Below are 12,483 nucleotides of genomic sequence, written 5' to 3'. Positions count from 1 at the left end.
GGGAGTTAACACCATGAACTGGAAGACAACAGCGACCGCCATGGGGTTGGCGCTGCTCGCATCGACGAGCCTGGCTCGCGCCGATGGCGAACTGAACATCTACAATTGGGGCAACTACACCAGCCCTGACGTGATCAAGAAGTTCGAAGCGAAATACAACATCAAGGTGACCATCACCGACTACGATTCCAACGACACCGCACTCGCCAAGGTTCGCCAGGGCGGCACCGGTTTCGACATCGCGGTTCCTTCACAGACCTACGTGCCGATCTGGATCAAGGAAGGCCTCGTCCTGGAGACCGATCCGGGCAAGATGGAGAACTTCAAGAATGTCGCGCCCGAATGGGCCAATCCCGATTTCGACCCGGGCCGCAAATATTCGGTGCCGTGGGCTCTGGGCACTGTCGGCGTGGTCGTCAACACCGACGCCTACAAGGGGCCGGCCGACAGCTGGGGCATCATCTTCAACACCCCCGACGAGCTGAAGGGCAAGGTCAATGTCGTTCCTGAAATGAACGACGTCATCTTCGCCGCGATCAAGTATGTCGGCGGCCAGCAGTGCACCACCGACAAGGAAGTGCTGAAGAAGGTGCGCGACACGCTTGTCGCGGCCAAGCCGAACTGGATCGCGATGGAATACAACACCATCGAGAAGATGGGCGCCGGCGATTTCAAGGCGACCAGCGACTGGAACGGATCGGCGCTGCGCCAGCGGCTGGCCAACCCGGCCATCCACTACAACTATCCGAAAGAAGGCTTTGGCCTGTGGAGCGACAACGTGGTCGTTCTGAAGGAAGCCAAGAATGTCGAGAACGCCAAGCTGTTCCAGAACTTCATCATGGATCCGGAAAACGCGGCAGGTCTCTCGGCTTTCCACCGCTACGCCAACGCCATCACCGGCTCGGACAAGTACATGCCTGCCGACATGAAGGACGCGCCGGAAGTTGTCATTCCGGAGGCCGACAAGCCGCATGCCGAGTTGCAGCAGATGTGTGCGCCGGAAATCCAGGACATCTACACCAAGATCTGGACCGAGCTGCAGAAATAACTGCGTTTCGACGGACCCGGCGGCATACGCCGCCGGGTCCGTTTTCATGTTCACCGGGGCCTGGCTTCATGGATTCCTATCGCAATTCCGATCCGATGCCGCCGATCATGCAGGGCTCGCCGCCCGCCATGGTGCTGCCCAAGCTCGACTGGGACCGGCCGCCGTGGAACCGCTGGGCGTTCCAGCATATCAGAGAATTCCTGCCGACCGCCGAGGTCTGGCGCGGCAATGGCCATCGCCACCGTTTCGACCGCGCCGAGGTCGATCTCGATGGGCTGCCGGTCGAGGACAGCACGGGGGTGCAGACGACGCTCGCCGGCCTTCTCGACGAGACCTATACGGACGGCTTCCTGGTGCTCAAGGACGGCAACATAGCCTATGAGCGCTATTTCAACGGCATGGGCGAGCGGTCGCTGCATTTGTCGCAATCGATGGCGAAATCGGTCACCGGCTCGGTGTTCGGCATATTGGTCGGTCGCGGCCTGATCGATCCGGCCTGGCCAGTGACGGACTATCTGCCGGAGCTGAGCGTCACCGGCTGGGCGGGCGCCACCGTCCAGCACGTGCTCGACATGACGAGCGGAGTGCGTTTTTCCGAGGAATATACCGACCGCTATTCCGACATCGGTCAGGTCGATGTCGCGACCGGCTGGAAGCCGGTACCGCCGGGCAGCGATCCGGCCTTTCGCTGGCCCTCGCACATGTTCGAGCTGATCCTCGGCCTCACGGAAACGATCCGTCCGCATGGCGCGGCCTTCGAATACCGCTCGATCGAGACCGATGTGCTCGCCTTCATCATGGAGCGGGTGACCGGAAAACGTCTGCCGCAGCTGGTTTCGGAAGAGCTCTGGCAAAAGCTCGGCACCGATGAAAGCGCCTGTTTCACCGTCGACAGTGCCGGCTATGCAGTGGCCGATGGCGGCTTCAACGCGACGCTGCGCGACTATGGCCGCTTCGGTCAGTTGATCCTCGACAATGGCGGCGGCATCGTGCCGGCCGACTGGATCGAGGCGACGCGCAACGGCAGGCACGGGCCGCACTTCAACCCCAGCCTGCCCGAGGGCAGCTATCGCAACCAGTTCTGGATCGAGGATCCGCGCTCGCGCGCGCTGATGTGCCGGGGCGTGTTCGGACAGATGATCCACATCGACTGGAACAGCCGCATGGTCGTGGTGAAGCTTTCGACCTATCCGGATTTCAGCAATGTCGCCTATTCGGTGGCGACGGTGAAGGCCGTGCACGCCATCGCCGCCGCGCTTACCTGAACCTCAAAAAGAAAAGATCCGGGAGGACATGCCATGACCGGAAAGACCGCGTTCGAGGCCCAATACGGCTTCCGCCGCAATGAGGTGCTGCTCGCCAACTGGCGCGAAAACCCGTTCAACCGGTGGTCGTTCCAGAATCTCGGCGAACTCGTGCCGACGGCGCCCGTGGCAGCCTCGCCGGGTGGTGTCGAGGCGTCGGCGCGGGATATCAGCGGCCTGCTCGGCGACAAAGTTTCGATCGCCAGCGCGCCGGAGACAGTGGCTGAATTTCTCGCACGTTCGAGCACCGATGCGCTGACCGTGATGAAAGGCGGCAAGATCATCGGCGACTGGTTCGCACCACATATGGATTTCGGTGCCCGCCACATCATCTTTTCGATCAGCAAGTCGGTCACCGCGATTGTCGCCGGCATACTGGAAGGCGAGGGGATGTTCGACCCGGAAGCGCCTGTGACGGCCTACATCCCGGAAGCGGCCGGTTCGGCCTATGGCGATGCCAGCGTGCGGCACGTGCTCGACATGAGCGTCAGCCTCGATTTCGAGGAGGCCTATCTCGATCCGGAAAGCGCCTTTGCCCGCTATCGCCGCGCCACGCTGTGGAACCCGGGCGGTGGCACCGAAAGCCTGCGCGACTTCATCCTGACCTTGCAGCGGCTTGCCGAGCCGCATGGCCAGACCTTTCGCTACCGCTCACCCAATTCCGACCTGCTCGGCATCCTGCTCGAGCGCGCTTCCGGTCAGCGGTTTTCCGACCTGATGCGCGAGAAACTGTGGCTGCCGCTTGGCGCCGTCAGCGAGGCCTCGATTGGCGTCGACATGGAGGGCACGGCGCGCACCGCAGGCGGCATTTCGGTGACGCCGCGCGACCTGGCGCGCGTCGGCGAGATGATGCGGCAAGGCGGCACGGCCAATGGCCGGCGCATCGTGCCGGAGGCTTGGGTGCGCGACACCACCAGCACCGGCGGCAGCACGGATGCCTGGAAACGCGGCGCGATGCTGCCGCTGTTCCCCAAGGGCCGCTATCGCAACAAATGGTACCAGACCGGTGCCGAAAACGGCGCCTATTGCGGCATCGGCATCCACGGCCAATGGCTCTATGTCGATCCCAGGACCGAAGTGGTGATCGCCAAGATGTCGTCGCAGCCGGAGCCGGTCCACGACCCGCTCGATATCGAGATCGTCGCCTTCTTCGAGGCACTGAGCCGGATGGTGTGATCATCGCTGAGTCGCCAAATTAGCGCACGCTTTCCTGTGGACCCGCCGGGCCGATGAAAACGCGGCGGTTGGCGGACTGAGCGTCTGCGCCTATGGTCGCCGCTCTTTTCGACGAGAGCAGGAACGACATGGCATCCGACATCAAGCGCATTGCCGCCATCATCGCGGCCGAGATCACCGCCCGGCCCGAACAGGCCGCGGCGGCGATCGAACTGCTCGACGAGGGCGCGACGGTGCCGTTCGTGGCGCGCTACCGCAAGGAGGTGACCGGCGGGCTGGACGATACGCAGCTGCGGCTGCTTTCGGAGCGTCTTGTCTATCTGCGCGAGCTCGATGCGCGTCGCGACACCATTCTTGGCTCCATCCGTGAGCAGGGCAAGCTGACCGAGGAGCTTGAAGGCAAGATCGCCGCAGCCACCACCAAGGCCGAACTGGAAGATATCTATCTGCCCTACAAGCCGAAGCGGCGCACCAAGGCCGAGATCGCCAGGGAGCGCGGGCTGGGGCCGCTGGCCGAGGCCATCCTTGCCAACCGGTCGCTGGTCCCGGCCGAATTGGCTCTGGCCTATGTCAGCGAAGAGGTGGCCGACGCCAAGGCAGCACTCGAAGGCGCACGCGACATCCTGTCGGAACAGTTCGCCGAGAATGCCGACCTGGTCGGCAAATTGCGCACCTACATGAAGGAACGCGCCTTCATGCGCGCCAAGGTGGTCGACGGCAAGCAGGAGGCCGGCGCGAAATTCTCCGATTATTTCGATCATGTCGAGCGCTGGGCAAATGTGCCGAGCCATCGCGCGCTGGCCATGCTGCGCGGCCGCAACGAGGAAGTGCTGTCGCTCGACATCGAGGTCGATGCCGACGACACGTCGCCGGTGAAGCCGGTCGAGCGGATGATCGCCAATGCCTATGCCATCGGCGGCAGCCTGCCGGGTGACCGCTGGCTGATGGAGGTGGCGGGCTGGACCTGGCGCATCAAACTGTCGCTGCACCTGACGCTCGACCTGATGCGAGATCTGCGCGAACGGGCGGAAGAGGAAGCGATCCACGTCTTCGCCCGCAATTTGAAGGATTTGCTGCTGGCCGCGCCGGCCGGCTCGCGCGCCACCATGGGGCTCGACCCCGGCATCCGCACCGGCGTCAAGGTGGCAGTGGTAGACGGCACCGGCAAGGTGCTGACGACGACGACGGTCTATCCGTTTCCGCCCAGGAACGACGTGCGCGGCACGCAGGCGGAGCTGGCCAAACTCATTCGCCTGCACAAGGTCGAGCTGATCTCGATCGGCAACGGCACCGGCAGCCGTGAAACCGAAAAGCTGGTCGCGGACATGCTGTCCGACATGCCGGCGGAAGGTGGGCCGAAGCCGCTGAAGGTGATCGTCAGCGAGGCCGGCGCCTCGGTCTATTCGGCTTCAGCGACGGCGGCGGCGGAATTCCCCGGCCTTGACGTGTCGCTGCGAGGTGCTGTGTCGATCGCCCGACGGCTGCAGGATCCGCTGGCCGAACTGGTCAAGATCGAGCCGAAGTCGATCGGCGTCGGCCAGTACCAGCACGATGTCGACCAGTACCGGCTTGGCCGCTCGCTGGAAGCGGTGGTCGAGGATGCGGTCAACGCCGTTGGTGTCGATCTCAACACCGCCTCGGCGCCGTTGCTGGCCCGCGTTTCGGGCCTTGGCGCATCGCTGGCCGACGCCATCGTCGCGCATCGCGATGCGACCGGGCCTTTCGCCAGCCGAAAGGACCTGCTCAAAGTCTCCCGCCTTGGACCTCGCGCCTTCGAACAATCCGCCGGCTTCCTGCGCATTGCCAATGGCAGCGAGCCGCTCGACGCCTCGTCGGTGCATCCGGAAGCCTATGGCGTGGCCAAGAAGATCGTCGCCGCCTGCGGCCGCGACGTGCGCGCGCTGATGGGCGACAGTGCCGTGCTCAAGGCACTCGATCCGCGTGTCTTCGTCGATGAGCGTTTCGGCTTGCCGACGGTGCGCGACATTCTGGCGGAGTTGGAAAAGCCCGGCCGCGATCCGCGCCCCGGTTTCAAGACCGCGACCTTCGCCGACGGCATCGACGACATCAAGGATTTGAAGCCCGGCATGCTGCTGGAAGGCACCGTTACCAATGTCGCCGCCTTCGGCGCCTTCGTCGATATCGGCGTGCACCAGGACGGGCTGGTGCATGTCTCGCAACTGGCCGACCGTTTCATCAAGGACGCGCATGAGGTGGTCAAGGCGGGCGATGTCGTCAAGGTGCGCGTCGTCGATGTCGACATCAAGCGCAAGCGCATCGCGCTGTCGATGCGCAGGGATGGCGGCGAGGGAAGTGCATCGAGAGGCGGGCCACGTGACACCACGGGTGGCAAGCCAACGCCGCGTTCGCCAGCGCCGCAGCGCCAGCCGGAACGGCCGGCGCAGCAAGGCGCGTTCGGCGCGGCACTGGCCGATGCGCTGAAGCGGAAGTAGTTGCTCTGCGACAGACCCTAAGCACGTCCCTGTCCAATGACATTCAGTACAAAGAGCTAGGCCGTGAACCCATAGACTGGGGCTCACCGAGATGGCTTGGGAAGCGGTTCCCAAGCTGCTAAGTCTACTTCGCGTTGGAAGGTAGCGCGCATGTCACTTTCGCGATTCGTTGAGAAGTGGACCATCCCTAAATATCCCCCTGATTCAGTCTCAGGGGAGGATTTAGATGCTGCTGAGCAGCAGCTAGGCGTCTGCTTTCCCGAAGACTATCGACAAGCAGTACTTGACGTGGGGTTGCCTCGGCCCACAATCGCGCTTTTACATGCGATCGTCGAGCGTGAACTGGATCTGCATGATCTTGGTAACTTCTATTCTCCGAAGGAGATAGTTGAGGAAACGCTTGGCTGGCATGAGATCGGGATGCCTGATCGGCTTGTCGCTATCGCGAGCGATGGGTCCGGAAACAAGTTCTGCTTCAATGCAGACCAGCTTGGCGGTGACAACGCCGACATGCAGGCAATTTGGTTCTTCGATCACGACTTTGGAACCGTCGACGAGGTTGCGCCAAGTTTTCATGCCTGGATTGACGCCCTTTGCGACGTCGAGCCGTGGCATGGGGACCAGAGCTAAGTCCGCAACCGCCGCTGGAAGCCCTGCTTCAGCAAGTGGCTTTATAGCAAACGCAATCTGATCGAGAGGTTCTTCTCCAAGCTGAAGCACTTCCGCCGCGTCGCAACCCGTCACGACAAGCTCGCCGACAACTACCTCGCCATGGTTCAACTCGCCTCAATGCGGCTGCCCCAGCAGCCAGTCGCGAAAGCTGGCGACCGGTGGGTGGCCGCGCTTGTCGTGCGGGACGACGAGATAATAGGCGCTGCGGCTTTGCATCGGCTGGCCGGGCGCCGGCACCAACTGGCCGCGCTGCAATTCGCCAGCGATGAGGATCAGCGGCAATAGCGCCACGCCGAGCCCCGCCATGCAGGCCTGGGCGGCGGTGCCGAACTGTTCGAACTGCATGCCCGGTCCGGTCGGCGCGCTCAGGCCCTGGTGCTCGAACCATTCGGTCCAGGCGCCGGGGCGTGTCGCCATGTGCAGCAGCGGCAAGCGGCCGATGTCGGCCGGTGCGGCGATGGCGCGGCCGGCGAGGAATTCGGGCGACACGACCGGTGCCACCGTTTCGCGCACCAAGAGCGTCGAGTCGGCCTCCGGCCAGTCCGGCAGGCCGTAGTGGATGGCGGCATCCAGCCGCTCGCGGGCGAAGTCGAAGCGGCCGACGCGGGTGACGAAGTTGATGGTGACATCGGGATTGTTTTCGACGAAATCGGGGATCATCGGCATCAGCCAGCGCGTGCCGAAGGTTGGCAGGATGGCGAGGTTCAGGATGCCACTATGCCGATTGCTCATCAATCCAAGGGCCGCGTCACGCAACTGGCCAAGCGCTGAACGCACCGCCTCGGCATAGATTTCGCCCGCCGTCGACAGCCTGACATTGCGGCTGTCGCGTTCGAACAGCCGGCGGCCGAACTGATCCTCCAGCAATCTGATCTGCCGGCTGACCGCGCCCTGGGTCAGATCGAGTTCCTGGGCGGCGGCGGTGAAGCTACCCAGGCGAGCCACCGCCTCGAAGGCGGCAAGAGCGCTGATGTTCGGTAGGAGGCGGCGTTGGACACTCATGATCCATTACTAACGCTCATTGATCAGCGAAGCAATTTCGTTTGATTTTTTTGGGCCGCAGGTCGATAAGCCGGACCAAGATTTTGCTTCATGCATGTCGTCATCCCAAAACCGCTGACACTTTTGGGCGACCTGCATCAGTTGGGAGAGAGCCATGGCCGCCGACAAGAATACCTTCGTCTGGGAAGACCCGTTCCTGATCGAGAACCAGCTTTCGGAAGACGAGCGCATGGTGCGCGATGGTGCCGCGGCCTTTGCCGCCGACAAGCTGGCGCCGCGGATCGAGGACGCCTATCTCAACGAGACGTTCGACACGGCGATCTTCCGCGAAATGGGCGAGGCCGGCCTGCTCGGCATCAACATTCCGGAAGAGTTCGGCGGCCTCGGCGCCAACTACGTGACCTACGGGCTGGTGGCGCGCGAAGTGGAGCGCGTCGATTCCGGCTATCGCTCGATGATGAGCGTGCAGTCGTCGCTGGTGATGTACCCGATCTACGCCTATGGCTCGGATGAGCAGCGCAAGAAATATCTGCCCAAGCTTGCCAGCGGCGAGTGGATCGGCTGTTTCGGCCTGACCGAGCCGGATGCCGGCTCCGACCCGGGCGGCATGAAGACGCGCGCCGAGAAGACCGCCAACGGCTACAGGCTCTCCGGCTCGAAGATGTGGATTTCCAACTCGCCGGTCGCCGATGTGTTCGTCGTCTGGGCGAAGTTGAAGGGCGAGAATGGCAAGGACGAGATCCGCGGCTTCGTACTGGAAAAGGGCATGAAGGGGCTGTCGGCGCCGAAGATCGGCGGCAAGCTGTCGCTGCGGGCTTCGATCACCGGCGAAGTGGTGATGGAAGGCGTCGAAGTTGGTGAAGACGCGCTGCTGCCCAATGTCTCCGGGCTGAAAGGCCCGTTCGGCTGCCTCAACCGGGCCCGCTTCGGCATTTCCTGGGGCTCGATGGGTGCCGCGGAAGATTGCTGGCATCGCGCGCGCCAGTATGGCCTCGACCGCAAGCAGTTCGGCAAGCCGTTGGCCGGCACGCAGCTTTACCAGAAGAAGCTCGCCGACATGCAGACCGAGATCGCGCTGGGGCTGCAGGCGTCCTTGCGCGTCGGGCGGTTGCTGGATGAGGGCAAGATGGCGCCGGAAATGATCTCGATCGTCAAGCGCAACAATTGCGGCAAGGCGCTCGACATCGCCCGCCAGGCTCGCGACATGCATGGCGGCAACGGCATCCAGATCGGCTACCACGTCATGCGCCACGCGCAGAACCTGGAGACCGTCAACACCTATGAGGGCACGCATGACGTGCATGCGCTGATCCTGGGGCGGGCGCAGACCGGCCTACAGGCGTTTTTCTAAGCCGGCACACCCGCTTAAATTAGGTGCACCGCAACATCTCTGCTTGGAGAATGGCCGCCATTTGTGTCAGGGTTCAGCGAAATCGTTTGAAACGCTGAATCCCGGGGCCCCATGGCAATTCTGGCAGCTGTCTACCACCTGACCCACTACAAATACGACCGGCCGGTGGTTCTCGGTCCGCAGATCATCAGGCTGCAGCCGGCGCCGCATTCCCGCACCAAGGTGCTGAGCCATTCGCTGAAGGTCGAGCCGGCGAACCATTTCGTCAATCTGCAGCAGGACCCGTACGGCAACTTTCTGGCTCGTTTCGTCTTTCCCGAGCCGGTGACCGAACTGAAGATCGAAGTCGATCTCGTTGCCGACATGACGGTCTACAATCCATTCGATTTCTTCGTCGAGCCGTCAGCCGAGGCGTTTCCGTTCGAATACCCGGAAGAGATTCGCGACGATCTCGCCATCTACCGGACACCGGAGCCGGCCGGTCCGCTGCTTTCGGCCTTGCTCGAGACCATCGACCGCAGCGCAATGAATACCGTCAATTTCCTCGTCGATCTCAATGCCCGGCTGCAGCGCGAAATCGCCTATATCGTGCGCATGGAGACTGGCGTGTTCTCGCCGGAAGAGACGCTGGCCGCGAAAAAAGGCTCGTGCCGGGATTCAAGCTGGCTGCTGGTGCAGATCCTGCGCAACCTCGGCATCGCCGCTCGCTTCGTCTCCGGCTACCTGATCCAGCTCAAGCCGGATCTCGTCGCGTTGGATGGACCGCCGGGAACCGCAGTCGACTTCACCGATTTGCATGCCTGGTGCGAGGTCTATCTTCCGGGCGCCGGCTGGATCGGCTTCGATCCGACCTCCGGCCTGCTCACCGGCGAGAGCCATGTGCCGCTGGCCGCGACGCCGCATTTCCGCAATGCCGCACCGATTTCCGGCATGGCGAGCTTTGCCAATGTCGAATTCGGCTTCGAGATGCGGGTCGACCGCATCGCCGAGCACCCGCGCATCACCAAGCCGTTCTCGGATGAAAGCTGGCAGGCGCTCGATGCGCTCGGCAACAAGGTCGATGCCGTGCTCGCGGAAGGGGACGTGCGGCTGACCATGGGCGGCGAGCCGACCTTCGTGTCGATCGACGATTTCGAGTCCGCCGAGTGGAACACCGCCGCCGTTGGCCCGACCAAACGCGAAAAGGCCGATGCGCTGATCCGGAAGCTGCGCGAGCGTTTTGCGCCCGGTGGCTTCCTGCATTACGGCCAGGGCAAATGGTATCCAGGCGAAAGCCTGCCGCGCTGGACCTTCTCGCTCTACTGGCGTGCCGATGGTGAGCCGGTGTGGAGCGACCCGTCGCTGATCGCGCGCGAAAAGAGCGAGGCCGATGTCGGCCCGAAACAGGCCGAAAGCCTGCTGACCGCGATTGCCGGCGAACTCGGCATCGAAAAAACCATGGTCAGCGAGGCCTATGAGGATCCGGCCGAGTGGCTGCTCAAGGAAGGCAAGCTGCCCGACAATGTCGATCCGTCCAACTCCAAGCTGGAGGATCCGGAAGAGCGCAGCCGCATGGCGAAAGTGTTCGAGCGTGGGCTGACCAAGCCGTCCGGCTACGTACTTCCCGTCCAGCGCTGGAACAGCCAGGCGTCGGGTCCGCGCTGGCGCTCGGAAAAGTGGAAGACGCGACGCGGCCGGCTGTTCCTGGTGCCGGGCGATTCACCCGTCGGCTATCGCTTGCCGCTCGGCACGCTTCCTTACGTACCGCCAGCGCAGTTCCCTTATATCGTGCCGGTCGATCCCTCGCTGCCGCGCGGGCCGCTGCCGGCGCGCGAGGCGATCCTGCCCACAGCGGCTCCAGCCGAGCTTGAAGGCGCCGATGAAATGGCACGCCGCCAGCAGGCGGCATCGTTCACCGCGGCGGCCGGCCAGCAGGACCGGGTCGAGCAGGAGATCACCGAGATCGGCGGCGCGGTGCGCACAGCACTTTCGGTCGAGCCGCGCGACGGGCGGCTCTGCGTGTTCATGCCGCCGGTCGAGGCGCTGGAAGACTATCTCGAACTGGTCGCTGCTGCCGAGAATGCGGCAAAGGCGATCGGCCTGCCCGTTCATATCGAAGGTTACGGCCCGCCGCACGATCCGCGTCTCAACGTCATCCGCGTCGCGCCCGATCCCGGCGTCATCGAGGTCAACATCCATCCCGCTTCCAACTGGCAGGACTGCGTGGCGACGACGACGGCGATTTACGAGGAGGCGCGGCAGACACGGCTTGGCGCCGACAAATTCATGATCGATGGCCGTCACACCGGCACCGGCGGCGGCAACCATGTCGTCGTCGGCGGCGCGACGCCCAATGACAGCCCGTTCCTGCGCCGGCCCGATCTGTTGAAGAGCCTTGTGCTGCAGTGGCAGCGGCATCCGTCGCTGTCCTACCTGTTCTCCGGCCTGTTCATCGGCCCGACCAGCCAGGCACCGCGCTTCGACGAGGCGCGTCACGACTCGCTCTACGAGCTCGAAATCGCGATGGCGCAGGTGCCGCATCCAGACCAGGGCGCGGCACCCTTGCCGTGGCTGGTCGACCGGCTGTTCCGCAACCTGTTGACCGACGTCACCGGGAATACGCACCGTTCGGAAATCTGCATTGACAAGCTTTTCTCGCCGGATGGCCCGACCGGCCGGCTTGGCCTGGTCGAGTTCCGCGGTTTCGAGATGCCGCCCAATGCGCGCATGTCGCTGGCGCAGCAATTGCTGGTGCGCGCCATCATCGCGCGTGCCTGGAAGACCCCGCTCGACGGCCGATTCGTGCGCTGGGGCACCTCGCTGCATGACCGTTTCATGCTGCCGCATCATGTCTGGGCGGATTTTCTCGATGTGCTCGACGACCTCAAGCTCAACGGCTTCGAGTTCCGTCCCGAATGGTTCGACGCCCAGCTCGAATTCCGCTTCCCGTTCTGCGGCGAGGTTCAGCACGCCGGCATCAAGCTGGAACTGCGCCAGGCGCTGGAGCCTTGGCACGTCATGGGCGAGCAAGGCGCGATCGGCGGCACCGTGCGTTTCGTCGATTCCTCGGTCGAACGGTTGCAGGTCAAGACCGAGGGCCTCAATCCGGAGCGCCATGCGATCGTCTGCAACGGCCGCATCGTGCCGATGAAGGTGACGGACAACCGCGAAGTGGCGGTGGCGGGCGTCCGCTTCAAGGCCTGGCAGCCGGCATCGGGCCTGCATCCGGCGCTGCCGGTCAACACCCCGCTGGTGTTCGACATCTACGACCGTTGGTCGGGCCGCGCGGTCGGCGGCTGCGTCTACCACGTCGCGCATCCCGGCGGGCGCAACTACGATACCTTCCCGGTCAACGGCAACGAGGCGGAGGCACGGCGGCTCGCCCGCTTTGAACCGCGCGGCCATACGCCGTCCGGCTATGTGCTGCGCGAGGAACAACCGGCGGAAGATTTTCCGATGACCCTTGACCTTCGGCGTCCACCAAGACTGTGATCGGAC

The 12,483-nt window shown here is 63.7% G+C and carries 8 protein-coding genes and 1 pseudogene; 8 read left to right on the top strand and 1 reads right to left on the bottom strand.

Annotation, left to right across the window (positions count from 1 at the left end; translation table 11 throughout):
• Positions 1-13: 13 nt before the first annotated feature.
• The 6 genes and pseudogenes from ACFSOZ_RS25625 to ACFSOZ_RS25600 form a co-directional block, all read left to right on the top strand.
• Complete coding sequence (locus ACFSOZ_RS25625; RefSeq protein ID WP_379102464.1) at positions 14-1,048, top strand: extracellular solute-binding protein; 1,035 nt, start codon at positions 14-16, stop codon at positions 1,046-1,048.
• A 68-nt stretch (positions 1,049-1,116) separates the two neighbouring features.
• A complete protein-coding gene (locus ACFSOZ_RS25620) occupies positions 1,117-2,313 on the top strand; it encodes a serine hydrolase domain-containing protein (RefSeq protein ID WP_379102462.1) in 1,197 nt (398 codons plus the stop codon).
• 33 nt (positions 2,314-2,346) lie between these two features.
• Positions 2,347-3,528 carry a serine hydrolase domain-containing protein gene (locus tag ACFSOZ_RS25615; RefSeq protein WP_379102461.1) on the top strand — a complete coding sequence of 394 codons (1,182 nt, stop codon included), beginning with the start codon at positions 2,347-2,349 and terminating at the stop codon, positions 3,526-3,528.
• A 128-nt stretch (positions 3,529-3,656) separates the two neighbouring features.
• Entirely contained in the window at positions 3,657-5,981 is a 2,325-nt protein-coding gene (locus ACFSOZ_RS25610; protein ID WP_379102459.1) for a Tex family protein, read from the top strand.
• Between the two features lie 150 nt (positions 5,982-6,131).
• Entirely contained in the window at positions 6,132-6,611 is a 480-nt protein-coding gene (locus tag ACFSOZ_RS25605; protein WP_379102457.1) for an SMI1/KNR4 family protein, read from the top strand.
• 6 nt (positions 6,612-6,617) lie between these two features.
• Positions 6,618-6,770: pseudogene (locus ACFSOZ_RS25600) on the top strand (IS5/IS1182 family transposase); the annotation flags it as partial.
• On the opposite strand, the gene ACFSOZ_RS25595 reads toward ACFSOZ_RS25600, so the two are convergent.
• Positions 6,768-7,655, bottom strand: coding sequence for a LysR family transcriptional regulator (locus ACFSOZ_RS25595; protein ID WP_379102455.1), 888 nt, complete (start codon positions 7,653-7,655; stop codon positions 6,768-6,770). The pseudogene ACFSOZ_RS25600 and the gene ACFSOZ_RS25595 overlap by 3 nt on opposite strands.
• A 154-nt stretch (positions 7,656-7,809) precedes the next feature.
• Between ACFSOZ_RS25595 and ACFSOZ_RS25590 the strand changes: the two genes are divergently transcribed.
• Positions 7,810-9,006, top strand: coding sequence for an acyl-CoA dehydrogenase (locus tag ACFSOZ_RS25590; RefSeq protein WP_379102454.1), 1,197 nt, complete (start codon positions 7,810-7,812; stop codon positions 9,004-9,006).
• Positions 9,007-9,117: 111 nt separating this feature from the next.
• Entirely contained in the window at positions 9,118-12,477 is a 3,360-nt protein-coding gene (locus ACFSOZ_RS25585; RefSeq protein ID WP_379102452.1) for a transglutaminase family protein, read from the top strand.
• The last annotated feature ends 6 nt before the right edge of the window (positions 12,478-12,483 follow it).

This window comes from Mesorhizobium newzealandense, assembly GCF_042682145.1.
Lineage (GTDB): Bacteria > Pseudomonadota > Alphaproteobacteria > Rhizobiales > Rhizobiaceae > Mesorhizobium > Mesorhizobium newzealandense.
This window is presented reverse-complemented; position numbering and strand designations above follow the sequence as displayed.